We start from the raw sequence: 24392 nt of genomic DNA, 5'->3' as shown, positions 1-24392 counted from the left end.
AATGAAATGCTAGTTTAAGGAAATAAAAATGCCTCAGCAGCAACCTAAATGGCAAGTACAGCCAATAATTCAACCGCCAGAATGGTTGATTAACGCAATTAAACAACAAGCACCTGAATTATCTGGGAATTATGCTGCTCAATTGCTATGGCAAAGAGGAATTCGTAATGCCGAAGAATTAGCGGAATATTTAAATACTGACCTTTACAAACCTGCTAATCCCTTTGCTTTTGGTCAGGAAATGAATTGGCTAATTGAAAGATTGCTTCAAGCAAGAAATGAGCGAAAAATGATTGCTATTTGGGGAGATTTTGATGCTGATGGCATCACTTCTACTACTGTTTTATGGGAAGGTTTAGGACAGTTTTTTCCCCAAAATACACAATTAATTTATTACATTCCTAATCGCTTTACTGAATCTCATGGCTTGAACTGTCAGGGAATTGAAAAACTCGCTAAACAAGGAGTTAAATTAATTATTACTTGTGATACTGGTAGCACTAATTTAACTGAGATTGAATTTGCTCAAAAATTAGGAATTGATGTAATTATTACCGACCATCATACTCTATTGCCAGCAAGACCCCCAGTAGTAGCAATTATTAATCCCCGTAATTTACCTCCAGATCATCAATTATTTAATCTTTCGGGTGTTGCTGTTGCTTACAAAGTAGTAGAAGCACTTTATCAAACTTTGCCTAACATTCCTGAAGAACCATTAGAAGATTTATTAGATTTAGTGGCGATCGGGTTAATTGCTGATTTGGTACAATTAAGTGGTGATTGTCGATATTTAGCTAAATTAGGTATTGAAAAACTGCAAACAGATTTACAAAAACCACCTAAATTAAGGCGACATCCGGGAATAGGTAGATTGCTGGAATTTTGTAAGAAAAGTGGCGATCGACCAACAGATATTTCCTTTGGTATTGGCCCTCGAATTAACGCCGTTAGTCGCATTCAAGGAGATGCTACTTTTTGTGTAGAATTGCTCACTAGTCGCGACTTAAAACTGGTAGAAAAACTAGCTTCGGAAACCGAATTAGCTAACTCTCGCCGCAAAGCATTACAGAAAGATGTCGAAAAACAAGTATGGCAAAAATTAGCTCAATTAGACTTATCAACTACTAGTATAATTGTTTTAACAGAAGTAGGTTGGCCTGTTGGAGTTTTAGGTTTAGTTGCTGGTCAAGTTGCCCAAGAAACAGGTCGTCCAACAATTTTACTAAGCGTAGAAACACCAGAAGAATCATCAGAAAATATCTATTTTGCTAGAGGTTCGGCGCGTTCTGTTAATCAAATTGACCTTTATCAATTAGTTAAAGATCAAGCGCATTTGTTACATCGATTTGGTGGACATCCTTTCGCCGCAGGTTTGAGTCTTCCAGTGGAAAATATTCCCTTATTTACGGAAGCAATTAATCATCAATTACGGCAACAAATTGGCGCAGATCCTACTAAGTTGAACCAAGTAATAACAGCAGATTTAGTGGTAAAAGTGGCTGAATTAGGTCAAGAGTTATTTCGAGAAATGAAGGTTTTAGAACCTTGTGGTATGGGCAACCCTGTCCCACAATTAATGATTAAAAATTGTTGGTTTGAAAATTTAGAAAATTACAATATAAAAGATGCTATTGGTAATAAAGTTACCTACATTAAAACTAACTTTTTGATTAAAGATACATCAACTAAAGTTGGCTTTCCGGGGATATGGTGGGGACATTACAAAGAGGAAATTCCGCAAGGGCGTTGTGATGCGATCGCAGAACTAGATTTTAATACCTACCAAAAACGCTATGAAGTGCGATTAGTTGCTGTGCGTTCTTGTGAGGAAAATCTTACTTTATACAATAGCTTTAATCAAATAGATTGGATAATAGATTGGCGAGAAAAAATAGAAAAACAATTATCAATTACCAATGACGAACTTTTAGTAGCTTCCGAGTGTCCCACAAATTGGGATGATTTACAATTGTGGTTTCGACGTGCTTGGCAAACAAAACAGAAATTAGCGATCGCCTATCCACCCCCACAGCAAACACCACCAGAAGAAATCTGGCAACGACTGATAGGAATTGCTAAATTTCTTAGTCGTACTGGTAAAACAGCTACAATAATTCAATTCCAGCAAAAATTAGGTATTAGCGATACTTGTTTGCATTTAGGATTACAAACATTAACTAAATTAGGTTTTACGATAAAAAATGGCGATGGCTATGTTAAAATAACTGGAAATACCCAATTTGAATCAGTAATATTAGATGAAAAAGTTCTCTCTAGCATTGAGCAATTTTTAGCAACTGTGAAAGAAGAACAATTCCGCCGTCAGTATTTCTCTGAAGTTCCCATTGCCACTATTCGCTCAGTAGCTTATCAAACCACTTTTTTTCCCAGTTAAATAGGCAATTAACTATTAATCACACACTGCCAAAAAACTCAATATTTTTAGCATTATAATCACCTTATTATTTGCAAATAATAAGGATTGTATACGATTTTTTATTCGGTGACTTTTGAATTTAGAATATCTACGAATCAGAGAGATTTTCTGTGTAAAATTTGAGGTTTTACACCAACTTTCATAAGCAGGAACTATCTTATTTGTTATCAAATCACGCCATTTCAAAACGCTCGCTTCAGGCCGAATTTCTTCAGCACGAAATCGCGCATTTTCCATCATGGCATAACGCAACTCTTTGTCATCCCGGAGTCGCTTAAGAGCCGAAATTAGTTCGGGAAAAGAAGACACTTCCAGATAGTCTAATTCGCTTTTGCGCTCAGCTTGAAATGCGGATTCACAACCTAAAATAGCCGGAACACCAGCATACCAGGAATTATATAGTTTCTGGGGAGGTTTGTTCTCTGGGTGGAATTGAAAACTGCGGACAGCGACGATCGCATCAACCTGACTGAAATCGTGCCAGCGATCGCGAGTCACTCTATCCCAACGCAAACCTAAAGCTTTGAGTTCTTCCTCCCAAGAAGATTCCCGCAATTCTGGTGCCAAATTTCTTTCCAAACCGAAGTAAGCCACGTTTTCAAACTTATCGCCCCGCGTGCGATCGCGAGGAATTAAACCAGGCTGAGGCCAATGGGGTAAATAATAACTATTCCACAACTCTCCCTGACGATTAAACTTTTCCGCTTGCGGAGTTGGTACTACATGAAGTTGTGCGTAAGGGTGCATTTCTTTGTCCGCTTGCAAACATACAATCAGCAATTTTGGCCTCGGTTGCAAGTTGGCTGGCAGAGAACTTTGATGTGCAAAAACGATTCCTTCTGTTGGAACAGTTCCCACTAATTGGCAGGGAAAACCATCATTTTTCAGACGAAGATAAGTTTGTAATGTCCAGGCATATACACCATCAGTTAACTTACGATCTAACAAGTAGGTATCGGCACTTTCTGGAATGTCTTTAGCAGACCATTGATTTTGCGGTATATAAAAATAAATCGGTGGTAATTTATCTGTCATCCTAGTTTCCTCAAATTGAAAAGTTATTTTTTATTTCTTCTTCATCAACTTCCATTTTGCCACCTTGCCTAATACCCTTGGTACACCATATAACTTATTAAAGAAAAGGTTCCAAAAGTATCCATACTGGGGAAAAGATTTAACCAAAAGTACATCGGCAATAACGTGAATCCTGGGTGGTTTCAAAGCCGGAGGTTTATCAATATATCTAATTTGTTCTGGATCTGGCATCCAATGACCGATTATTGCATCCTTCTTGTAGAATTTAGCCTGCACAAATAAGCCTAATAACCGATCGATTCCCCAAAAGGGTATCCAGGTTAAAACACTGCCAATTTTCATCGCTTGTGAAAGGTCTTGCAACGCTTCTTTAACTAACTTGTTTTTCCAAACAATATTATTAAAATTTTCAAAGTGATACCCATTATTATCTGTTCTCTGCATTAAAGGCCATACTGCATATCGAACATCAAAATTTTTGTCTAGAGGCGCAATGGGAACTTCCAACAACCCTTGATATTTTCCCTGTTGATAGGGATAGGGATTCTCTGGTGTCTTTTTGCATATCTCTAGTTGATTAACATCAGGAATACTCTCCCAATTTTGTTTGATCCGCTCTTGGTTTTGAAAATCTATTTCCGCTTTTTTTAACCGCAAAATCCAACTATTGGGAAATCTCTTAAAATATTCGCTGACCAAATTTATTAAATCAGGATGCACAAAATCATCATCATCTAACGACAGGACATATTCTCCTGATGCGTTTAACAATCCAATAATTCTTTGAATTGTTTCACCCTTGTAAGGACTGGTTAAGTTTTTCACCCTATAATCATTTATCCGTTTTATTTCTACACCAGGAGGATAAACTAAAATAAACTGAATATCTCCTTTTATTTTCAATAGTTGTTCTTCCCAATATTCTGAATAATTTCCTTTGGTGGGTGTGACTATAGATAAAATTGGTTTCTCGTTCATGGCATTTCAATGTTAATTAGATAATTTTACAAAGGTTTTAATGATATTTTCCCACTAGTCATGCAATAAATCACTCTTTTTCCATTCAGTAAGGCAGATTGGCTTGTCTTTCACATTTAAACCCTTTCATTTTCCAAACAGTTAAATCAACTTGGGAAAGCGGGATTAAGTCATTACATTTCGGTTCATAAAATTGGCTGACAACAGCCCAAATTAACCCGCGAGTTACATCTGCTGTAGTCACCAGAAGTGATTCGCGATTGGCGGGAACGCCTTTAGTTTCTGCTGCTATTTCTAATTCTACCCAAATTCCGTGCGAACCTAACATAATTTGCGCTAACCAAATTGCTCTTGGTAAATGGGTCGCTGAAGTAACAACTTTAACTTTGTTTACTTGCCATTGTTTAAGGATTGGTAAACTAAAATAAAAGTTTCCAAAGGTTGAGTTAGCGCACTTTTCTAGCCAAACTTTATCAATGGAAGCAGCAACTTTTTGAAATATTAGTAAAATGCAAGGTTCTGAAGAACCGTGAGAAATTAAAATAGGAATTTCGGGTGATTCTTTAGCTAATTCAGCAGCATGAATTTCTCTGGTAATACTTCCTCCTAATACTAAAATAGCGCCTACTGGTTTTTGAGATGCTGTATATAAAATAACGCTGTTATATAGTAAACAAATTCCTACGATTAAGCAGAATCCAGTTAAAACGATGAGTAGCGATCGCCTACCCAAAAAAGGCAACCAAAACCTAAATTCATTTTTCTGCTTTTTCTTGGGTTTCATTGCTACTGTTTTTGGCGAAGTTAGGGTTAAGTTGAGTTATTAAATGTACCAGTTCTGGCACGATCAATTTTTCCATTGCGAGTTTTACAGCATTACTAGAACCAGGAACAGAAAAGATTAGTTTACTTTGGTAAATCCCCGCTACTGCTCTAGATGCGATCGCCCTCGATCCAATTTCCTGATAACTCAAAAAGCGAAACAACTCCCCGAAACCAGGCAAAGTTTTTTCGAGTAACTGTTCGATCGCATCATAAGTTGTATCCCTTGGCGCAATCCCAGTACCACCATTAAAAATCAAAGCTTGCAAATCTGAGCGTTTACTCAAAACCTGCATTTGCTGTTGAATTTGCACTGGTTCATCTTTGACAATAGCGTAAGCTCCTACAGTATGACCAGCATTTTTTAATAAATTTTTAATTAAATTTCCGCTGCGATCGGTTTCCTCAGTTCTTGTATCGCTGACTGTAATTACTGCACAATTTATGATGATTTCTGAACTGTCTGGATGTGGTAAGTTACTCATATATTTTACTGAACTACAAGAAGGATGAAGTAGTAAAATTAACTTCATCCCCAATTTTATTTATTTCATTGTTTTGATTGGTTCAAACCTAAACCATGTTGTTTTGCATAGCGCTCCATAAATCGAATAAATCGATCCCAGTCATCAGCTGATCTCATGACATAAACTGCTTCTATTGCTTCAGGTTGACCGTTAACAAACTTACCTTTTACTTCCCTTGTCACTAATACGCCTTCTTCATCAATTAAATACATTCCCGTAATTTCTTCCTGATTCTGGTTGCTAAGAGCTTTTGGTTTTTCAAAATAAAATGTTGCTGTGCCATTACTACCATCCCGTGATCGGGTAATCCGTACATTGGGAACAACTTCTTCATTGATGTCTCTAGAAAACTGAATTTCAGCCATGATACCTTAATAGACAAATTTTACGATCGGTCATCCTAGTATTTTCTCATTATTTAGAACCTAAAATTCTAGATCTTTTCAAAACAGAGGTTATTTGTATAAAATCAGACATTTATCTTTATGATTTTTCGTAAAATTGCTTACATAACTTTATGTAATTAACACAGTTTTCTTTCCAGTATAAAAAGTTGATAAAGACAGCCTTCTTTTTGTGCTTGGTTTGTTATCAATTCGTATAATTTATACTTGGTACGCATAACTACGCATAACCTTTGCTTGTTGGAGCATCGCTCAGCGAGATTATATAGGTAGCGTTTGAAGTGTCAATTTGCGTTTGTTCTGTTACCAAGTTGCATTTTGCGACTTGGTACAGATTCTTTATTCTATTAAATCATCCGTTGCAGGTTCACCCCGATAAAAGTCATCCTGAACCAAGTACAGGTTACACTGCTAGAAAATGAGACAGATTTAGAGGCAAAGGCACGCGATCGTAAAATGGCTGAAATCTTAGAAAATCTCTCTATGATTCAATCAATGTCCGATCTAGATCCAGTTTTATGGCAGAGAAAAATCCGTCAAGACCGTTCATTACCAGGACGGTGAAAAGTGCTTCTTGATAGCAATATTATCAGATATGAATAGAGAATTACTTACAAATTTTGGATCTTGCAAGCAATCCATAAGCTAGGATCTAAGGATATTGACCATTTAGCGATGAGCTTAAAAGCTACAGCACACAAGAGTACAAAGGCAATGACAAATAACGAGCTTGCAGAAGCTGAAAATACTAGACTCAACGTAGAGTACTACGGCGCAGATTTCCCTGTCGATGTACTAGTCAAAAGAATGGAGGAGGGGGATTTCATCATTCCTGGTTTCCAGAGACAATACGTTTGGAGAGAGGAAGAAGCATCGCGCTTTATTGAATCTTTGTTAATTGGGCTTCCAACTCCTGCACTTTTTATTGCAAAGGACAAATTTTCACATCAATACATTATCATTGATGGGCAACAAAGACTTAAAACATTACAGTACTTTTATAAAGGATCTTTTCCTGATGGAAAAATTTTTAAACTAAAAGGAGTTATACCCGCTTTCGATGGACTCACTTATTCTAGTTTGCCTATTACTCAGCGGCGGATTTTAAATAATACAATTATTCATTGCATAATAATATCTGACAACTACGATCCACGAGGAATCTATTATTTATTTGAGAGATTAAATACAACAGGCACTCCATTGAAGTCACAAGAGATTAGAAATGCAATTTATCATGGTGCATTCAGTGCATTGCTTCAAGAATTATCAAATCATCAAACTTGGAAACTACTCTATTCAAAAGATGACAACCGAGTAATCGAGCAAGAATTAATATTAAGATTTATAGCTTTATACTATGACTTAGATGAGTATAAAGGAAATATGGTTGATTTCCTTAATAGGTTTATGCTGAAAAATCAGAATTTAGAACGAATTTCAGAAATTGAGATAAGAGAGATTTTTATAGATACAGTTCAATTCCTCAAGGATTGTATTGGTGAAAAAGTATTCTTTCATAATAAACTTTTTAATAAAAGCCTTTTTGAGAGTATTATGCTTGTTACTGCTAAAGAACTAAGAAGCGGTAATCTAGAATGTAACCATTTTAAGAAATTCTATGACACTCTCATTAATGACAAAAATTTTTGGTCGCTCTCTCGCTCTTCTACAACTAGTAAAAAGAACCTTATGGACAGACTTGATATAACGAGAAAAATTTACAAAAACACTTAATAGATGAATCGATTGATCTTGTCCCATCGCCAAAAGCTAGATAATCTTTTTGCAAGAATCTCCTCGATTACAACTCCTGCCGATCAAAGTGAATGGTCAAAGTATCTTTGTGTTTTAGTCTCAGGATTTATAGAGGAATCTTTAAGAGTATTGTTGGAGGAATATACGAAAAAACGTGCTTCATCTAATATCCAAAACTTTGTTGAGAAACAGATAAGCAATATTACAAATTGCAAGACTAGTAGAATTATAGAAATACTAGGGAAATTCAGCCAAGATTGGGCAGATGAATTTGTTGATCAAATTCAAACAAAAAGTTCTATGAAAGACGAGATAAAAAATTCAATTGACAGTGTAATCAGTAATCGACATGACATAGCTCATGGTAGAAATGTGGGTATTACTTACGCAAGAATTTCTGCCTACTATAGCAATGTTAAAAAGACTATAGAAATCTTAGAAGACATAATTCAATAAGGAATAATTTTGTCTGAACTAGGACTTACGCACTGAGTACTAAATTCCGCCATTCTGGACACTTATAAAGAAGCTGAAATCCTTGTAAAGAAGCTGAAATCCTTGTGCTTCTGTTACAGTGCGTAAGCCCTATGTATATACAACATAGGTATATCAAAAAAACGATCGCCCTCTCCCCAACTAGAAAGAACGATCGCTAATTTTCAACCCAATTCAACACAAGTAGAAAATGAAAACTTACTTCACCAATCCCGAAACAGTAGCAATTTCTGTTTCAACAATTTTTGGTGCAGCGAACGAAGCTTTAGCATAAACTTGCCGATTACTTTGGGCAATTTGCGTGTAAGATTGACGGACTTCAGCGTTTACTGCCACAGTTTTTACATCATACAATTTGGTAGCCAATTTCGGATAAAAACCAATTCCAATTATTAGCACCAAAAAGCTGGCAGCGATGAAGATTTCGCGGGGATTTGCATCTCTAAAGTGAGCATTTGCAGGGAGAACGCAGCTAGTACCAAAACAGACAGCTTCTTGATCTCCCGAAGCTTTAACAGTTTCATTACCCAAGTTGCAATTAGGTGCTGCACCAGAATTAAAGAAGATTTGACGCAACATCGAGAGCAAGTAAATTGGAGTGAGAATCACACCGACTGCGGCGAGGAAAACTGTCACGGTACGGAAAGTAGAACTGTAGATATCGCCTGTAGTTATACCGACGAAAACTGAGAGTTCGCTGGCAAAACCGCTCATTCCAGGGAGTGCTAAAGATGCCATTGCGCCTGCGGTGAATAGAGCAAAAACTTTCGGCATTGCTCGACCAATTCCGCCCATTTCGTCTAATGCTAGGGTATGGGTGCGATCGTAAGTCACACCAGCCAAAAAGAACAATACCGAAGCAATTAAACCGTGAGAAATCATTTGCAGCATTGCGCCACTCACACCTAAATCAGTGTAAGAAGCAATACCCAACAGCACAAAACCCATGTGAGAAACGGAAGAGTAAGCGAGGCGGCGCTTCATATTAGTTTGACCAAAAGAAGTCAACGCACCGTAAATAATGTTAACTACACCTAAGATTGCTAAAACCGGAGCAAAGTAAACATGAGCATCATTGAGCATTTCCATGTTCAAGCGAATTAACCCATATCCGCCCATTTTCAGCAATACACCTGCCAAAATCATCGACACAGGAGCCGAAGCTTCACCATGAGCGTCAGGTAGCCAGGTGTGCATCGGGAAAATCGCCAGTTTCACACCAAAGGCAATCAGTAAACCCGCATATAGTAACAGTTCTAGTAATAATGGGTAATTCCTTGTAGCGAGTTCTGCCATATCAAAGGTAATGTTGCCACCACCATAAAGCCCCATTGCTAAGGCTGCTACGAGGATAAATATAGAAGCTAGTGCAGTATAAATGATGAATTTTGTAGCTGCGTAACGACGTTTTGGCCCACCCCAGATGGAGACGAGCAAGTAAACGGGAACTAGTTCTACTTCCCACATAATGAAAAGTAGTAGCAAGTCTTGAGCGACGAAAACCCCAATCTGTGCCGAGTAGAGTACCAGCATCAGGAAGTAGAATAGGCGGGGTTTGCGATCGACTTGCCAAGCCGCCAAAATCGCTAAAGTAGTCACCAAACCTGCTAGAAGCACCAGCGGTACAGATAGCCCATCAACTGAAACTGACCAGTTTAGACCTAATTGCGGCACCCAAGCATACTTTTCCGCGAGTTGAAAAGTAGCAGTGGTTGGATCGTAATGCTTCCAGAAGGCGTAGCACATCAACACAAAATCTGCGAAACCTACGCCGAGAGCATACCACCGCACGCGCTTGCCGTCTTTGTCGGGCAATACGGGGATGAGCAGGGATGCTACCAGGGGGAGCAGGACGATCGCACTGAGCCAGGGAAATTGAGCCTCTATCATGGCCTTGAGCAAAAATACTTATTTGTGAATATTTATATTCTATTAAACTTCGTAACAAATTAGTAACAATTTTTGATAAATCTTTTTCTGCCATTGTTATATAGACTTATCTATAGCTAGACAGATGAAGAGAAGGGGGAATAGTGTTTGCCTAAATGGCGATCGATCCCAGAAAGCCGAAAGGATGGTTAGGTAAGCTGGTGGTAAGAGTAGGAAATTTCGGTCATGGCAGTAAAGTTAGACAATACAAAAGACCAACGGCTAGTCCACTCTGGGATGATCTGGCAACAGTTCAAGTTACTTCAGGAAAGCTTTGCTGACTCACCAGGAATCAGGTTGGCTTATTACAAAGGAGAAATTGAAATCTTGACGGTTTCCCCGGAACACGAATCAATCAGTCGCATGATTGCGTTTTTACTCTGCCAATACTTTGCCAAAAACATTGAATTTAACCCATTAGGCAGCTTTACCCAGGAAAAGAACGAGGAAGTTTCCGCGCAAGCTGACGAATCATTTGCCATTGGTAGTGCTACAGCGACGAAACCTGACTTAGTTGTAGAAGTAATATTTACTAGTGGTAGCGATCGCAAATTGACCCGCTACAAAGTTTTAGGTGTCCCGGAAGTTTGGTTTTGGGAAGATGGTTTATTCAAGCTCTACCGTTTGCAAGAATCTGGATATGAGCAGATAGAGCGATCGGGAATTTTACCAGATTTGGATATTGACCTGCTGGCTCGCTGCGTGATGATGGCTTCTAAACTTGAAGCCTTGAAAGCATTTCAACAGACAATTGTTAATAGTTAACGCTTCTGCCCCTCTGCCCGAAAAGATATAAAGTATTTTTGGGGGAAGTTTTTTTAAGGTTTTATCCCATGCAACAGTTCTTATATCACATTTATTCTGGGAGAAAATATCTCCAACGTTTGTTTTTGTCCTTGGCGTTAGTGTTGCTGGCAATGCAGAGTTTTGCTACACCAGCTAATGCCACAGGTGCTTATGATATGCCCAGTTTAGTGGCAGGAGAAAAAACTTGGATTATCGACCAAGCAGAAGTTCTCAGCCGTATTAGTGAAGGGCAGATTAACAATACTTTAGGAAATTTGGCGAAGGAAACTGGGAATGAGGTGAGATTTGTCACCATTCACCGTTTAGATTATGACGAAACCGCCCAAAGTTTTACCGATAAACTATTTGAAAGATGGTTTCCCACACTGGAAACGCAAGCTAATCAAACTTTGTTAGCGATCGATACTGTAACTAACACCACAGGAATTCGCACAGGAGAAAAAGTAAAATCTTTGATGTCGGATGAGATTGCCCAAAGTGTTGCCTCAGAAACGGTATTAGTGCCTTTGCGCGAAGGTGACAAATACAATCAAGCTTTTGTGGATGCAAGCGATCGCATTTGGGCAGTATTATCTGGTAAACCCGATCCTGGTGCTCCCGTAGTTACCGACAATTTAAAAGTAGAAAGTACCTTTACAAAAGCTGAAGAAACTGATACTGGCGGTTCAACTATTTGGGTTATTGGCTTATTAATTGCTGCCACCGTAATTCCAATGGCAACCTATTATTGGTATCAGTCAATGGGTTCTTAATCTTGAATGTACTCTTGACCAGTAATTAAAGCCAACTCAGCCCGGACAAACTCTCGTCCCAAATAGCCAGCATGATCTAAATAAGTAACGGGACAGGGCTGAGTTTCTTCCAAAATTTTCACACAAATTTCTTTAGCAGTTCTGCCAGTATATAAAGTTGTGTGAGTCCGTTCTACCTTACCTTTTGCGGGAATTACTTTTCCGGTTTCTGGATCGACAGCTAAACCACGTTCATCAATTACATTAGTGTAATGTTTGGCGCAGATCAGTCCGGCTTCTCTATCTAAATAGATAATAAAATATCCGGCAGGGTCAAGCTTAATATCGCGTTGGGAAAGTCGATCGTCAATTAAGGCAAGGTCTTCTTTAATTTGAGTCATTTTAGGCAAACTAGATGACATGATTCTAAAAAATTAATGGCTCTCCGAATTGAAAAAGTATTTCCAATCACAATCTTACTTAATCATATCAAATTTACCAGTAATTCCTCCCAAAATTACCGTTTTTTCTGTTTCTTCTTTGCGGTTTCCTAAAAAAATCTTCTCAGAAACCAAAAGATTCTACTCAGTTTCCAACTCCATCTTTAATTCAGGTTGACGCTGACTAAAGGGAATATCCAAATTAATTGCTTCGATTTGTTGCTGTTCAATTTGGTTGACTTCGCTAATGTAAGATTTGAGAATTTTGCTTAAGCGGGGGTGATAAAAGCGGTGCAAACTGTGGTTAGGAGTTGCGGGAAAACCACGCCGTTTTTTATGTTGTCCACCTGCACCCGGATCGAACACTTGTACGCCATGAGAAATTCCCCATTCGATCGGAGTATAGTAGCAAGCATCAAAGTGCAAACAGTCAATTTCTTGAAAGCAACCCCAATAGCGTCCGTAAAGTCGATCGCCCTTATAAACACAAAAAGACATTGCCATTGGTTGATGAGTATTTTGTTCGTTATAAGCAGCAACCAATAGAACTCGATCGCGATAACTAGAATAAAGTTGCTCAAAGAACTTTTTCGTTAAATATTTACTTCCCCACCAGCCAAACTTGTCACAATGATGACTGTAAAAATTGTACATTTGCACCAACAAAGGTTTAGAAATTTCCTCACCTGTTAAAGTGCGAATTTGTAAACCTTCCTTTTCTACAGCTTTGCGTTCTCTTTTAATATTGCGGCGTTGATTAGCATTAAACACCCCTAAATAATCGTCGAAAGTTTTAAAACCTTCGTTTTTCCAGACGTAACTATGGTGTAACCAACTAAAAAAACCGTGACGTTCCATTACCGATCGCCATTGTGGATCGACATAGAGGAAATTACAACCGGAAATTTGATTGCGATCGCAAAAATGATCGATCGCATTTACCATCATCGCCGTTAACTCATCCTCATCTTCCCCCGGCGCAATCAAAAACCGATACCCCTCCGCCGGAGTAAACGGACTCATCCCCAACAATTTCGGATAATATTCAATCCCCAAACGACTTGCCAAATCTGCCCATTGATGGTCAAAAACAAACTCGCCATAACTATGACCTTTCACGTAAAGCGGGGCAGCCGCAATCAACTCTCTATCTCGCCACACCGTCAAATGGTTCGGTAGCCATCCAGTTTGCCCCTTAGCACTACCCGAACTTTCCATATTGTGCAGCCACTCCCACTCCAAAAAGGGAGTTTTCAACGGCATTGCCAAAGCATCCCATTCAGATTGCGGGATTTCAGCAATGTTGTTAATCCAAGAAACCGAATACCAAGGCTTAATTTGTTCTACCATCTGGCCCAAGTGGGAGCAAAAGTTCAAACTTTCTTTAAATTAATCCAATTCTGCTAACGTTGCAGCCGATAATGCAAAAATACTTCTTGGTCTACCCTCTCTACAGACAAAAGTTGTAACTTAGGAGCCAAATTCGCCAAAAAACCAGCACCTGTGACTGGTGTTGGTGCATTTTCTCCCCCTAAGATTAGCGGACAAACCGTCAGCCAAATTTCATCCACAAAATCTGCCGCTAACAAGGAAGCCACTAGTTTCCCTCCACCCAAAACCGCTACCTTTTGCAAACCCATTTCAGTGAGTTTTTCCCCAGCTGCTACCCAGTTAATCCCACCTTCTACAGTTGCAATTGCAAAGACTTTGTGAAACGCTCCTTTTTGCTGCCAAAATTGGGAACCATTAATAGTAGTGAATAACCAACGCGGAACTTGCTGTTTAAAAAAGTGCAACTGGGGGTCTATTTTTCCCGAACTCGAACAGACAATATGAATGGGTTGACTTCTTTTACCTTGCAGTTCTCGTTGTTTAAGTAACTCAGGATCGTTAATCATTAAGGTTGTACCGTATGTCCGCAGTGTCTCGGCACCAAATAAAACTCCATCGACTAAAGCAATCTGTTTTTCTAAGTGCGCTTTATCAACCGCAGAACCAAATCTGGCAGGAGATGCCTGAAAGTCGGCTATTTTACCGTCGGCACTCATCGCTAGAATTACAGTGGTATGAGGGCGATTGGTTAACAAAACTTAGATCCTCTCAGTTTTACAATTTTGCTTGGGGACTTTTCACTCATATTCGGGAGAAGAATAGCAAACAGGTTTCTTATAATGAGGATTATCGATCGCTACGCAGTGAACTATCATTAGCGTATACTAGTTACTTTCAGGAATTTAATTATTCTTCCTCCCTGGCGACATAACCCTTAGTACTTGTTTAGTTGTCTGCTACTAAGTTACTACTTCCTTTTAACTATAATTTTTTAGAGACTCCTTATGGGTAAGCTAAGTCAATCTTCTTTTCGCCGCATTTTACTATCTCGTATCCTGCTGTTAAGTGTACCAGTGTTACTAGTAGGGGAGTATATAACATACAAAAAAGCTCGTTCTGGTTTGTTAGAAACTGCCCGCCAAAACTTAACAGAAAGTGCTGTGAGAAAGGGGGAAAGAATGGAAGAATTAATTGCTGCTTTAAAATCTAATTTAATGGCAGCGAGTCAAACTGCTGTTCTAAAATCTAATTCATCTAGTGCAATCAACCAAGAGTTTATTTCTCAACTAGCTACTCAGTTACCAACTAAAATTCAATGTATACAATTAACTAACTTTCAGACTGGTAAAGTTATTGCTGGTACTTGTGGCGATCGGTCAATTTTTTCTTTGCCTCCTAATTTATGGTCGAAAAAACAAACAGAATTACTGCCAGATTTGTCTAATGTTTACGTAACAACTCTATCTGCCAAAAACTCTGGTAATAATACCAATATTCCCAGTAATACAAACCAGTTGCAACTAATTTTAAGCGTACCAGTTTATAACAATGCTGGTCAACTCCAAAATATATTATCTGTAAGATCTGTAATAAATCAACAACAAAGCGATCTCTCCGGTTCTCTTTATGGTGATACAGTAGTAATTGACCAAGACGGTACAATTTTAGAACATCCGCAAAAAGAGCGCCAAGGAAAAAATATATCTCAAGAAAAAGATGCTTCTAGGCTAGAAGCAATCCTCAGAAATGCGGTTAATGGACAACAAGATTTTCTGCATTTATCTAATTTTGAAGATGAGGGAGTAGAATCAGTAGTTGGTTATTCAGCTATTCCGAGTCCTTTAACTAAAGAGAAAAATAGTAAATGGGTAATCTTAGCAGTTGCTAGTATAGATAGTGCTTTGTATCGACTAGAAGAAATCAGGCAAGTATTGTTAATTCTCACTTTAGGATTAACTGCTGCTATTTTATTAGCAACTTTATATTTATCTCGTGACTTAGCACGTCCTTTAGAAGAGTTGGGTGAATATGCTTTAAATGTTGGCAAAGACCGTTCATTACTGAAAAATCCCCCTAAATTTAAAATTAGTGAATTAAATCAATTAAGTGAATCTCTTGACAGTATGGTGGGGCGATTAACTATTTGGGCGGAAGAGTTGGAAAATGCTTGGAAAGAAGCGCAAACAGCAAACAAATTAAAAAGCGAATTTCTTGCCAATACTTCCCATGAATTAAGAACGCCTTTAAATGCGATTATTGGTTGTATTCGCTTGGTGCGAGATGGTTGTTGTGACGATCGCGAAGAAGAATTAGACTTACTCCAAAAAGCGGATGATGCGGCAATTCACTTATTACATATTATCAACGACATTCTGGATTTATCGAAGATTGAATCTGGTACACTTTCTGTAGTCATGCGACCTGTGGATGTGCGATCGATCCTCAAAGAAGTAATCGATTTGCAAATAGTTCACATTAATCAAAAAAGCTTACAACTATTATTCACCATACCAGAGCAACCAATCATGGTTCAAGCAGATCCAGCAAAATTGAAACAAGTTTTCCTTAATGTAATTGGTAACGCTGTCAAATTTACCGAAAAAGGTAGCATCACAATTACTACTACCTTAGAAGCAATTCCCAATAAACAAAGTAATAATAACAATTATTGGGTATTGGTAAAAGTCAAAGACACAGGAATTGGTGTACCAGTTGAAGAACAAAAAAAATTATTCCGTCCCTTTGTTATGGCTGATGGAACTAGAACTCGCAAGTATGGCGGAACAGGCTTAGGGTTAGCAATTTCCCGCAAAATTATGGCACTAATGGAAGGTACAATTAATTTGCATAGTCCCGGTGTAGACTTAGGTACCACAGTAGAAATTGCTATGCCAGTACTTAGTTCTGGCTTTTTTGCAACTGGAACTACCGAATCACCAACTGATAATAAATCAGAAGTACCTTCTGTAGGCGAAAAGTAGTTTCGGATTAAGATAATTTAATTGGTTGTCCGCCTTGCTGTAATGATTGGCTTAAAGCATAGAGAATTTCTACTAATTTTGTTCCCACCCAACCAGAAGAAATAGCAGAAGGCTGATTTTTTTGAACACAATTGATAAAATGTTGACAAACTTGTTTTAGTGGTTCTACTTTAGGAACATCAACAAGTTCAAAACTGAGATTTTCGGGATTGAATTTGTTGCCAACTAAGGCAAAATTTCCCTTTTGAATTGATAAAGGTGCTGTTGCTGATAACTCGTCAAAAATTAATGTACCTTGACTACCAACGACACCTAAACGACGTTGTTTATCAGTATTCAGCCAACTAACATGGATAAAAGCTTGGAAACCGCTAGGATAAGTCAGAGTTAGCCAAACTAAATCATAAAGTGGATTTTCTGTTGCTGCTTTTGGCTGCAACCAAAGTTTACCAGTAGCTTGAACTTGAGAGGGAGTTTCTGATAACCAATTGTTTAAAATGGCGATATCATGAATGGCTAAATCCCACATGGCATCGACATCGTAACGCACTGGGCCTAAATTAGTTCGGGTAGCATAACCATAGCGCAAGTCTCCTAAAATTCCTTGTTCCATCACTTTTTTGCCTTGTGCTACTGCGGGATGAAACAGGTAAGTTTGATCGACTACAAGTTGACGTTGTTTTTGTTCTGCTAAATGGCAAAGTTCTACAGATTCTTGCGGATTAATAGTTAAAGGTTTTTCGGCTAAAACGTGATAGCCTAGATTGAGAGCGTCTGCTACTAATTGATAATGACTAGAGGCGGGAGTTGCGATTACCACTGCATTTAATTCGGGTAATTGTCGCACTTCTGACCATTGGGTTGCTAACACTACGGTATCATTCAATTGATGGCGCGATCGCACATCCTCCAACCGATCCAAATTTGGATCGACTACAGCCAACAAACGGACTTCAGGAAGTGCCAAAAAATTTCGCACCAAATGCACGCCCCAACGCCCCGCACCTAAAATCACAATGTTAATTGTCATTTGAATTCCTTTAATTGCTCAAAAGCTACTTTAGCAGCAGCTTGTTCTGCCGCTTTTTTAGAATGTCCTTCACCTCTTCCATAAGCTTTGTTATTCACTTTCACCACTGCTTTAAAAGTTTGCGAATTACCCTTAATTCGTTTCATTTCCATAACTTCATATATAGGCAAAACTTTGTAAACACTTTGGGTAAGTTCTTGCAATGCAGCTTTATAATTATGACGAGCCGGATCGGAGAGAATTTCTTCAGCTAAATCTTTGAAATGACTGTCAATCCAAGGACGAACTAACTGTAGATTTTGTGTACTCAAATAAAGAGCACCCATAACTGCTTCTAAAGAATCGGCTAATCTAGTTTCTCTTCCGGCGACATCGCCAGCGGCACTTTTATCTAACAATAAATGCCGTTCTAATCCGTAACTATCAGCGATTTTGGCTAAAATGCGATCGCTCACCAATTCCGCACGAATCCCAGAAAAATCACCCACAGAAGATTCGGGATAATTCTCCCACAAAAACTCTGCCGCTGCCAACCGCACCACCGCATCACCCACAAACTCTAACTGCTCATAATTAGCTTCCGCTGAAAAAGTCGGATGAGTCAATGCCAAGTCCAATAACTGCCATTTCACTGGTGCAGTTTCCGGTATTCCCAATTTTTGCACCAAACTTTCCAATTGACTTTGGCGACGCGGATAGCTGAGATTCATTACTACTGTTTCTTGTTTCCTTTCCAATAAAAAAGGGAGAGAGCAAGTCATAAGCCGGGTTCTGTTCTCTTAACTATACAGGCTAAGAGGGCAGTTATCTATCTGGGACACCTGTTACCAGATGCCTCTAGCGGTACCTAATGACGGAACTGGTAAAAGACCAACCATAGCTCCTTCCACCTTGCTCCCAACCGGGGTTTACCGAGCCAACGCCTCTCGACGTTGCTGGTGCGCTCTTACCGCACCTTTGCACCCTTACCCTCTTAAAGTTTTGAATTTTGAGTTTTAAGTTTTGAATTAACTCATAACTCAAAACTCAGAACTCATAACTTCAAGAAGGCGGTATCTTTCTGTGGCACTATCCTCACGATCGCTCGCACTGGGCGTTACCCAGCAAGTTCGGTCTTTCGGGAGCCCGGACTTTCCTCAGAATAGCTTTCGCTATTCCGCAACCGCCTACCCCTACTCTCTCCTATATCTAGTTTACTGGGGAACTGGGAATAGGGAATAGGGAGATGGGGAGATGGGGAGATGGGGAGATGGGGAGATGGGGAGATGGGGAGATAGGGAGATGGGGAGATGGGGAGATGGGGAGATGGGGAGATGGGGAGATGGGGAGATGGGGAGATGGGGAGATGGGGAGATGGGGATGAGGAGATTCTCGTTCCCAGGGTACACCCTGGGAACGAGGCAACGGAGGTTCTACCTCCATTCCATTGCTGCAAGATCTGAACTAACTCCTCACCTCTTCTTATCTATTCCGAACAACTTGTCGCATTTTGGGTATAGAAACTAAATTGTTAGTTTCTGTTTCTGAATCATCTTTAATAGTGGAAAAGTTCTCGAACCAACCTTTTTTCCAGAAGAAGTAAACTAAACCACCAGCAACGACAATCATCACTGCCCAAACAGAAGGATAACCTAATTTCCATTTCAACTCTGGCATATCTTCAAAGTTCATCCCATAAACTCCAGCAATAAAAGTTAGGGGAATAAAGATTGTCGAAATCACGGTAAGTAACTTCATGATTTCATTCATTTTGTTGCTGATGGAAGAGAGATAAACATCCATTAATCCCGAGCCTAATTCTCGGTATGTTTCTACAATATCGATAACTTGTACGGCGTGATCGTAACAGTCTCGCAGGTAAATTCTCACTTCTGGACTAATCAGGTTGCTCCCATCTCGAATTAAGGTGTTGAGTGCATCTCTTTGGGGCCAAATCGCACGACGTAGTGCTAATAATTCTCGCCTAATTTTGTAGATTTCTTGTAAGGTTTGTCGAGATGGATTGCTAACTACTTCATCTTCTAATTCTTCTATGCGTTCGCCGTAAGCTTCTAAAACGGGGAAATAACCATCAATAATTGCATCTAAAAGTGCATAAGCTAAATAATCGGCTTTTCTTTGACGAATGATGCCTTTGTTGTAACGAATCCGATCGCGCACTTTAGCAAAACAATCTCGTTCTGGTTCTTCCTGTACCGTCAGTAAATAATCTTCTCCTAATACAAAACTTACTTGCTCAATATAAAATCCATTACTGTTATCTCTGAGCATCACCATCCAAGCAATGATCACTATTTGCGAGTCAAAATCATCAACTTTGGGACGTTCGGGAACATTAACTACATCTTCCAAAACTAAGGCGTGCAGATTAAAAACTTTACTCAGTTTCAACCAAGTTTCTTCATTACCTAACCCTAATACATCCACCCAAGAAACCGAATGAGTATCTAAATAAGCAGCACATTCTTCTGGGTTATTAATTTTGATCCTAGTAGCTGAAGCTTCGCTGTAATCTATTAACACTATATCTGGTGGTGGAGCGTCTGAGGGTAGGTCGATCGTCCCCGGAAGACTACCTGGTTCATCATAGTTGTAATCAAAGTAATCTTCTTCTTCCTCTTCTATATCAGGATTTATATTCAGTGTTGCCGATGCAAAATTTCTTTCTAACATATCGGTTCAGATCGAATAAATAGTACTGACCGTAATCTTACAACTAGATCCCCGACTTCTTGAAGAAGTCGGGGATCTCAGGATTAGCAATTTTACTCAAACATTGGTGGCATTACATCATGCCCATGCCGCCCATGCCACCCATGCCGCCCATGCCGCCCATGCCGCCCATGCCGCCCATGTCAGGCGCACCACCAGCAGGTTTTTTCTCAGGTTTTTCCACAACTAATGCTTCAGTTGTTAACACCATGCCTGCGATCGAAGCGGCATTTTGCACGGAAGAACGGACAACTTTTGCTGGATCGATGATTCCCGCAGCAATCATATCTTCAAATTTGTCATCCAGTGCATTATAACCCACATTAAATTCGGTATCGCGCACTTTTTCGACAATTACTGAACCTTCAACCCCAGCATTATCGGCAATTTGACGCAAAGGTGCTTCTAATGCTTTGGCAATAATTTCTGCACCAATTTTTTCTTCGTCTGCCAAGCTATTTTTAAATTCACTGACTTTTTTAGCCAAGTGAATTAATGTGGTTCCGCCTCCGGGAACAATGCCTTCATCTACCGCTGCTTTGGTGGCATTCAAAGCATCTTCAATTCGTAATTTGCGGTTTTTCAATTCAGTTTCGGTAGGAGCACCGACTTTAATTACTGCTACACCACCTGCTAATTTAGCAATCCGTTCTTGCAGTTTTTCTCTATCGTATTCGGAGTCAGTTTCTGCTAGTTGTTTTCTAATTTGCCCAATGCGTTTTTGTACGTCGTCTTTGGTTTCTGTTCCAGCAACGATCGTGGTGCTGTCTTTATCACAGGTGATTTTGCGGGCGGTTCCGAGCATTTCCAAAGTAACAGTATCTAAGCTCAATCCTACTTCTTCGGAAATCAATTGTCCGCCTGTGAGAACGGCGATATCTTCTAACATTGCTTTGCGTCGATCGCCAAATCCCGGTGCTTTAATCGCTACTGCACTCAAAACACCCCTAGCTTTGTTCACCACTAAGGTTGCTAAAGCTTCGCCTTCTACATCTTCAGCTACTACCAATAATGGTTTACCTAACCGGGCAATTTTTTCCAAAACTGGCACTAATTCCTGAATGGAATTAATCTTTTTATCGGTGATTAAGATGCGAACATCTTCATATTCCACCGTCATTCTTTCGCCGTTGGTGACGAAGTAGGGAGACATATAACCGCGATCGAGTTGCATCCCTTCCACTACTTCTAATTCTGTAGTCAAAGATTTGGATTCTTCAACGGTAATCACGCCATCTTTGGTGACTTTTTCCATTGCTTCAGCAATCATTTCACCTACTTCGGTGTCGTTACCTGCGGAAACGGTGGCAACTTGCGCGATCGCACCTCCTTCTACAGGTTTAGCAACAGCAGCAATTTCTTCAACTAATTTCGCAACAGTTTTGTCAATTCCCCGCCGAATCGCCACTGGATTTGCCCCAGCAGCAACGTTTTTCAAGCCTTCTTTAATCATCGCCTGTGCCAACACAGTCGCGGTTGTGGTACCATCTCCAGCAGTATCTTTGGTTTTGGCAGCAACTTCCCGAATCAGTTGGGCACCAGTATTTTCTAAGGGATCTTCTAATTCAATTTCCTTAGCAATGGTAATCCCATCGTTAACGATATCGGGTGCGCCAAACTTCTTCTCTAATACAACGTTACGACCTTTTGGCCCCAAGGTAATTTTTACAGCATCAGCTAGGGCGTTTACACCCCGTTCTAATGCCCGTCTGGATTCTTCATCGAATGCTACGATTTTTGCCATATTTAATTCATTCTCACTTCCATTAGTCAATTTAGCACTCTCAGGGTCAGAGTGCTAACAATACTATTTTGGATTTTAGATCAGAACTTACGCACAGGCGATCCCCCCTAACCCCCCTTACCAAGGGGGGAATTTAAGAGAAGGGGGAATTTAAGATAGGAGGGAATTTAAGAGAGCCCCCTTAGTAAGGGGGTTGGGGGATCGGCTGTGCGTAAGTCCTAACACTGTTTAAAATGAAGCTAGATCTGTGTGGTCGATCGAAAATTCAATGACAAGACTCCGTACAGAATCGCATCGAAATCAGACTCCTCCGTTGGAAAGTGGCGATCGCTTAACCCGCTACGAGTTCGAGCGCCGCTACAATGCCGCAACTCACATCAAAAAAGCCGAATTGATTGAAGGAGTCGTCTACGTGGCATCTGCATTAAGGCATGAGCAACATGGTAAACCGCATAGTCGAGTAGTTACGTGGTTAGGAGTTTACCAAGCACTCACCCCAGGCGTTGACTCCAGCACCGAACCAACTGTGCGCTTAGATTTAGATAACGAACCTCAACCTGATGCCGTTCTGTTTATTCAACCCGCAGCAGGTGGGCAAATTCGCTTGAGCAAAGATGGATATATTGAAGGTGCGCCAGAGTTAATTGTGGAAATTGCTGCAAGTAATGTTGCTATTGACACGGGTAGTAAAAAGCAAGCTTATCGCAGAAACGGCGTGAAAGAGTACGTAATTTGGCAATCTTACGAAAATCAGTTGGAATGGTTTCAACTAATGGAAGGTGATTATGTAAGATTAATGCCAGATGAGTCTGGAATCATTCGCTCTCAAGTGTTTCCGGGGTTGTGGTTAGCGGTTAATGATTTATTGGCGAGTAATATGGTGCGTGTGCTGGAGGTTTTGCAAGCGGGAGTGCGATCGCCTGAACACCAAGCTTTTGTACAGCAACTAACCGCAAACATTAATTTCTCCGGTTAATCCAATCTTCACCGCCTGGTAAATCTACTAAAATTTCTTCAATTAATGCGGGTAATTCTTTAGCTGAATGAGTATAAGTTAGGGTGATTAGTTCGATCGCTCTTTGCAGCAATTGCGGTTGATCTAACATTTCCGAAAGTTGAGAACGGGTAAATTGTCCATTCATTACTTCTTCGCTGGCATCTGCGATCGCATTTTCCCACACTTCCTCCTCAATCAAATTTTCCCATTCATCTTCATTAATATAGTAAGAAGTTTTATTATCTTTAAGATTCAACTTTTTAATTTCGCGGATTGAGTTACGAATTGAATTCGCCCAAGAACCTGTTAAGCGTTGTTCAATTTGGTTTTTAATTAAGTGAATTAACAAAATGACTAAATGAGATTGAATCGTCCGCAGAATTGCTTGTTTGCTCATGCCTTCTAATTCATCTACGATCGCCAAAGCATCGCCATAACGCCCCTCTAAAATGCTGGTTCTTAAATCTATCAGTTCTTGCGTCATATTTTTTCACCTCTTCAACTTAATTTATGATTTATATTCAGCTATAGTCTGCCTCATCTTCTTCAAAAAGATGGAATAACCAATGTTTCTAGCGATTGAATTATGTACGATCTAGATGATAAAGCATTAATCAGCTTTTTATCAGCAGTCACTAGGGGAATATTTAAACGATTTGCCAGTTCTACATAACAAGCATCATAAACAGCAATTCCACAAGATATTGCTATTTCCATAGATTCAGAAATTAAACTGAAAGTATCGATAACTTGTAAATCAAGTTGTTTCAAATTCTCTAAGCTATTTTTCGCTTCTTGCGGAGGATACGCAGCAAGGCGAACGTACTGCCAAAGAACGTTAGCACATTCTGCATAAAAAAATTCTGGAATATAAAACTTAGCTGGTTTATTGGCTTGTAGTAAATCGAGTAATGCGATCGCTTTATCGGAAAAAGGCTGATTAATATAAAGTTTCACTGCAACATTAGCATCAAGAACACATTCAAATGAGTATTCAGTCATCATATCCCCGCAGCTTTCTTAGCAGAGTAACGCTATCTGGAATTTCTTCCAGAGGTTGCCATTGGTGTTGGCGTATCTCTGCTAAAAGTTTTGCTTGTTCATTTCGTCTTTCGAGTAGCTTAAGTGCCTCATCTACGATTTGCTCAGCACTTTCATACTTACCTGTTGCCAACTGAGACTGAATAAAATTTTCTCGTTCTGGTGGGATAGTAATATTCATAGTTTTAT

24 protein-coding genes and 1 other RNA gene are annotated in these 24392 nt (G+C 39.5%); 8 read left to right on the top strand and 17 right to left on the bottom strand.

The features are described 5' to 3' along the window. Nucleotides 1-28: 28 nt before the first annotated feature. Nucleotides 29-2398 carry a single-stranded-DNA-specific exonuclease RecJ gene (gene recJ, locus ACE1CA_RS11140; RefSeq protein WP_413278188.1) on the top strand — a complete coding sequence of 790 codons (2370 nt, stop codon included), beginning with the start codon at nucleotides 29-31 and terminating at the stop codon, nucleotides 2396-2398. A gap of 15 nt (nucleotides 2399-2413) precedes the next feature. Here recJ and ACE1CA_RS11135 read toward each other — a convergent pair whose 3' ends face one another. The 5 genes from ACE1CA_RS11135 to psb28 form a co-directional block, all read right to left on the bottom strand. Beyond that, nucleotides 2414-3475: a hypothetical protein gene (locus tag ACE1CA_RS11135; RefSeq protein ID WP_413278189.1), complete on the bottom strand. Its 1062-nt coding sequence runs from the start codon at nucleotides 3473-3475 to the stop codon at nucleotides 2414-2416. A gap of 30 nt (nucleotides 3476-3505) precedes the next feature. Further along, complete coding sequence (locus tag ACE1CA_RS11130; RefSeq protein WP_413278190.1) at nucleotides 3506-4453, bottom strand: glycosyltransferase family A protein; 948 nt, start codon at nucleotides 4451-4453, stop codon at nucleotides 3506-3508. 85 nt (nucleotides 4454-4538) lie between these two features. Continuing rightward, nucleotides 4539-5237 (bottom strand): YdcF family protein, encoded by a 699-nt coding sequence (locus ACE1CA_RS11125; RefSeq protein WP_413278191.1) that lies wholly within the window; start codon nucleotides 5235-5237, stop codon nucleotides 4539-4541. Further along, the gene (locus tag ACE1CA_RS11120; RefSeq protein WP_413278192.1) at nucleotides 5209-5760 is read right to left on the bottom strand and encodes a MogA/MoaB family molybdenum cofactor biosynthesis protein; all 552 of its coding nucleotides are present in this window, start codon (nucleotides 5758-5760) and stop codon (nucleotides 5209-5211) included. The genes ACE1CA_RS11125 and ACE1CA_RS11120 overlap by 29 nt, the downstream gene beginning before the upstream one ends. A 65-nt stretch (nucleotides 5761-5825) precedes the next feature. After that, nucleotides 5826-6167 carry a photosystem II reaction center protein Psb28 gene (gene psb28, locus ACE1CA_RS11115; protein WP_413278193.1) on the bottom strand — a complete coding sequence of 114 codons (342 nt, stop codon included), beginning with the start codon at nucleotides 6165-6167 and terminating at the stop codon, nucleotides 5826-5828. Nucleotides 6168-6833: 666 nt separating this feature from the next. Between psb28 and ACE1CA_RS11110 the strand changes: the two genes are divergently transcribed. Together ACE1CA_RS11110 and ACE1CA_RS11105 are read left to right on the top strand one after the other, a co-directional pair. Beyond that, nucleotides 6834-7943, top strand: coding sequence for a GmrSD restriction endonuclease domain-containing protein (locus ACE1CA_RS11110; protein ID WP_413278194.1), 1110 nt, complete (start codon nucleotides 6834-6836; stop codon nucleotides 7941-7943). Nucleotides 7944-7946: 3 nt separating this feature from the next. Continuing rightward, a complete protein-coding gene (locus ACE1CA_RS11105; RefSeq protein ID WP_413278195.1) occupies nucleotides 7947-8420 on the top strand; it encodes an MAE_28990/MAE_18760 family HEPN-like nuclease in 474 nt (157 codons plus the stop codon). A 237-nt stretch (nucleotides 8421-8657) separates the two neighbouring features. Here the strand turns inward: ACE1CA_RS11105 and ACE1CA_RS11100 are convergent, their stop codons facing one another. Continuing rightward, a complete protein-coding gene (locus ACE1CA_RS11100) occupies nucleotides 8658-10349 on the bottom strand; it encodes an NAD(P)H-quinone oxidoreductase subunit 4 (protein WP_413278196.1) in 1692 nt (563 codons plus the stop codon). A 225-nt stretch (nucleotides 10350-10574) separates the two neighbouring features. Here ACE1CA_RS11100 and ACE1CA_RS11095 point away from each other — a divergent pair, with 225 nt between their 5' ends. After that, nucleotides 10575-11153, top strand: a complete 579-nt coding sequence (locus ACE1CA_RS11095; protein ID WP_413278197.1) for a Uma2 family endonuclease — start codon at nucleotides 10575-10577, stop codon at nucleotides 11151-11153. A 68-nt stretch (nucleotides 11154-11221) separates the two neighbouring features. Beyond that, nucleotides 11222-11947: a photosystem II repair protein Psb32 gene (gene psb32 / locus ACE1CA_RS11090; RefSeq protein WP_413278198.1), complete on the top strand. Its 726-nt coding sequence runs from the start codon at nucleotides 11222-11224 to the stop codon at nucleotides 11945-11947. Here the strand turns inward: psb32 and ACE1CA_RS11085 are convergent. From ACE1CA_RS11085 to ACE1CA_RS11075, 3 genes are all read right to left on the bottom strand, one after another. After that, on the bottom strand, nucleotides 11944-12327 hold the full coding sequence (locus ACE1CA_RS11085) for a DUF4346 domain-containing protein (protein ID WP_413278199.1): 384 nt from the start codon (nucleotides 12325-12327) through the stop codon (nucleotides 11944-11946). The two genes, psb32 and ACE1CA_RS11085, sit on opposite strands and share 4 nt — an antisense overlap. Nucleotides 12328-12507: 180 nt before the next feature. After that, complete coding sequence (locus ACE1CA_RS11080) at nucleotides 12508-13716, bottom strand: GNAT family N-acetyltransferase (RefSeq protein ID WP_413278200.1); 1209 nt, start codon at nucleotides 13714-13716, stop codon at nucleotides 12508-12510. 53 nt (nucleotides 13717-13769) lie between these two features. Further along, a complete protein-coding gene (locus tag ACE1CA_RS11075) occupies nucleotides 13770-14453 on the bottom strand; it encodes a RibD family protein (protein WP_459563620.1) in 684 nt (227 codons plus the stop codon). Between the two features lie 249 nt (nucleotides 14454-14702). Between ACE1CA_RS11075 and ACE1CA_RS11070 the strand changes: the two genes are divergently transcribed. Further along, entirely contained in the window at nucleotides 14703-16679 is a 1977-nt protein-coding gene (locus ACE1CA_RS11070; RefSeq protein WP_413278201.1) for a sensor histidine kinase, read from the top strand. Nucleotides 16680-16686: 7 nt separating this feature from the next. Here ACE1CA_RS11070 and ACE1CA_RS11065 read toward each other — a convergent pair whose 3' ends face one another. The 3 genes from ACE1CA_RS11065 to rnpB form a co-directional block, all read right to left on the bottom strand. After that, nucleotides 16687-17709 carry a Gfo/Idh/MocA family protein gene (locus ACE1CA_RS11065; RefSeq protein ID WP_413278202.1) on the bottom strand — a complete coding sequence of 341 codons (1023 nt, stop codon included), beginning with the start codon at nucleotides 17707-17709 and terminating at the stop codon, nucleotides 16687-16689. Further along, nucleotides 17706-18419, bottom strand: a complete 714-nt coding sequence (gene rnc / locus ACE1CA_RS11060) for a ribonuclease III (RefSeq protein WP_413278203.1) — start codon at nucleotides 18417-18419, stop codon at nucleotides 17706-17708. Before rnc ends, ACE1CA_RS11065 begins: the two co-directional genes overlap by 4 nt. Nucleotides 18420-18454: 35 nt before the next feature. After that, nucleotides 18455-18888: RNase P RNA component class A (rnpB, locus tag ACE1CA_RS11055), an RNA gene on the bottom strand. 46 nt (nucleotides 18889-18934) lie between these two features. Here rnpB and ACE1CA_RS11050 point away from each other — a divergent pair. Beyond that, nucleotides 18935-19072, top strand: coding sequence for a hypothetical protein (locus tag ACE1CA_RS11050; protein ID WP_486517758.1), 138 nt, complete (start codon nucleotides 18935-18937; stop codon nucleotides 19070-19072). Between the two features lie 98 nt (nucleotides 19073-19170). Here the strand turns inward: ACE1CA_RS11050 and corA are convergent, their stop codons facing one another. Next, entirely contained in the window at nucleotides 19171-20382 is a 1212-nt protein-coding gene (gene corA / locus ACE1CA_RS11045) for a magnesium/cobalt transporter CorA (RefSeq protein WP_413280316.1), read from the bottom strand. 112 nt (nucleotides 20383-20494) lie between these two features. Further along, complete coding sequence (gene groL / locus ACE1CA_RS11040; RefSeq protein ID WP_413280315.1) at nucleotides 20495-22165, bottom strand: chaperonin GroEL; 1671 nt, start codon at nucleotides 22163-22165, stop codon at nucleotides 20495-20497. Between the two features lie 268 nt (nucleotides 22166-22433). Between groL and ACE1CA_RS11035 the strand changes: the two genes are divergently transcribed. After that, entirely contained in the window at nucleotides 22434-23141 is a 708-nt protein-coding gene (locus ACE1CA_RS11035) for a Uma2 family endonuclease (protein ID WP_413280314.1), read from the top strand. Here the strand turns inward: ACE1CA_RS11035 and ACE1CA_RS11030 are convergent. The 3 genes from ACE1CA_RS11030 to ACE1CA_RS11020 form a co-directional block, all read right to left on the bottom strand. Next, nucleotides 23125-23646, bottom strand: coding sequence for a DUF29 family protein (locus ACE1CA_RS11030; RefSeq protein WP_413280313.1), 522 nt, complete (start codon nucleotides 23644-23646; stop codon nucleotides 23125-23127). The two genes, ACE1CA_RS11035 and ACE1CA_RS11030, sit on opposite strands and share 17 nt — an antisense overlap. A 62-nt stretch (nucleotides 23647-23708) precedes the next feature. After that, on the bottom strand, nucleotides 23709-24167 hold the full coding sequence (locus ACE1CA_RS11025) for a type II toxin-antitoxin system VapC family toxin (protein WP_413280312.1): 459 nt from the start codon (nucleotides 24165-24167) through the stop codon (nucleotides 23709-23711). Then, nucleotides 24157-24384, bottom strand: coding sequence for a ribbon-helix-helix domain-containing protein (locus ACE1CA_RS11020; RefSeq protein ID WP_413280311.1), 228 nt, complete (start codon nucleotides 24382-24384; stop codon nucleotides 24157-24159). The genes ACE1CA_RS11025 and ACE1CA_RS11020 overlap by 11 nt, the downstream gene beginning before the upstream one ends. Between the last annotated feature and the right edge of the window lie 8 nt (nucleotides 24385-24392).

The organism is Floridaenema evergladense BLCC-F167 (genome assembly GCF_041929205.2).
GTDB classification, from domain to species: Bacteria; Cyanobacteriota; Cyanobacteriia; order Cyanobacteriales; family Aerosakkonemataceae; genus Floridanema; species Floridanema evergladense.
The sequence above is the reverse complement of the archived record's forward strand: the minus strand, read 5'-3'. Positions and strand labels throughout refer to the sequence as shown.

Coding starts and splice junctions, on each gene's coding strand:
- corA (WP_413280316.1), bottom strand. CDS start 20,382: ATGTTAGAAAGAAATTTTGCATCGGCAACACTGAATATAAATCCTGAT.
- recJ (WP_413278188.1), top strand. CDS start 29: ATGCCTCAGCAGCAACCTAAATGGCAAGTACAGCCAATAATTCAACCG.
- ACE1CA_RS11065 (WP_413278202.1), bottom strand. CDS start 17,709: ATGACAATTAACATTGTGATTTTAGGTGCGGGGCGTTGGGGCGTGCAT.
- ACE1CA_RS11070 (WP_413278201.1), top strand. CDS start 14,703: ATGGGTAAGCTAAGTCAATCTTCTTTTCGCCGCATTTTACTATCTCGT.
- ACE1CA_RS11050 (WP_486517758.1), top strand. CDS start 18,935: ATGGGGAGATGGGGAGATGGGGAGATGGGGAGATGGGGAGATGGGGAG.
- ACE1CA_RS11135 (WP_413278189.1), bottom strand. CDS start 3,475: ATGACAGATAAATTACCACCGATTTATTTTTATATACCGCAAAATCAA.
- ACE1CA_RS11125 (WP_413278191.1), bottom strand. CDS start 5,237: ATGAAACCCAAGAAAAAGCAGAAAAATGAATTTAGGTTTTGGTTGCCT.
- ACE1CA_RS11095 (WP_413278197.1), top strand. CDS start 10,575: ATGGCAGTAAAGTTAGACAATACAAAAGACCAACGGCTAGTCCACTCT.
- ACE1CA_RS11130 (WP_413278190.1), bottom strand. CDS start 4,453: ATGAACGAGAAACCAATTTTATCTATAGTCACACCCACCAAAGGAAAT.
- groL (WP_413280315.1), bottom strand. CDS start 22,165: ATGGCAAAAATCGTAGCATTCGATGAAGAATCCAGACGGGCATTAGAA.
- ACE1CA_RS11020 (WP_413280311.1), bottom strand. CDS start 24,384: ATGAATATTACTATCCCACCAGAACGAGAAAATTTTATTCAGTCTCAG.
- rnc (WP_413278203.1), bottom strand. CDS start 18,419: ATGAATCTCAGCTATCCGCGTCGCCAAAGTCAATTGGAAAGTTTGGTG.
- ACE1CA_RS11105 (WP_413278195.1), top strand. CDS start 7,947: ATGAATCGATTGATCTTGTCCCATCGCCAAAAGCTAGATAATCTTTTT.
- ACE1CA_RS11035 (WP_413280314.1), top strand. CDS start 22,434: ATGACAAGACTCCGTACAGAATCGCATCGAAATCAGACTCCTCCGTTG.
- psb32 (WP_413278198.1), top strand. CDS start 11,222: ATGCAACAGTTCTTATATCACATTTATTCTGGGAGAAAATATCTCCAA.
- ACE1CA_RS11080 (WP_413278200.1), bottom strand. CDS start 13,716: ATGGTAGAACAAATTAAGCCTTGGTATTCGGTTTCTTGGATTAACAAC.
- ACE1CA_RS11025 (WP_413280312.1), bottom strand. CDS start 24,167: ATGATGACTGAATACTCATTTGAATGTGTTCTTGATGCTAATGTTGCA.
- psb28 (WP_413278193.1), bottom strand. CDS start 6,167: ATGGCTGAAATTCAGTTTTCTAGAGACATCAATGAAGAAGTTGTTCCC.
- ACE1CA_RS11030 (WP_413280313.1), bottom strand. CDS start 23,646: ATGACGCAAGAACTGATAGATTTAAGAACCAGCATTTTAGAGGGGCGT.
- ACE1CA_RS11085 (WP_413278199.1), bottom strand. CDS start 12,327: ATGACTCAAATTAAAGAAGACCTTGCCTTAATTGACGATCGACTTTCC.
- ACE1CA_RS11120 (WP_413278192.1), bottom strand. CDS start 5,760: ATGAGTAACTTACCACATCCAGACAGTTCAGAAATCATCATAAATTGT.
- ACE1CA_RS11100 (WP_413278196.1), bottom strand. CDS start 10,349: ATGATAGAGGCTCAATTTCCCTGGCTCAGTGCGATCGTCCTGCTCCCC.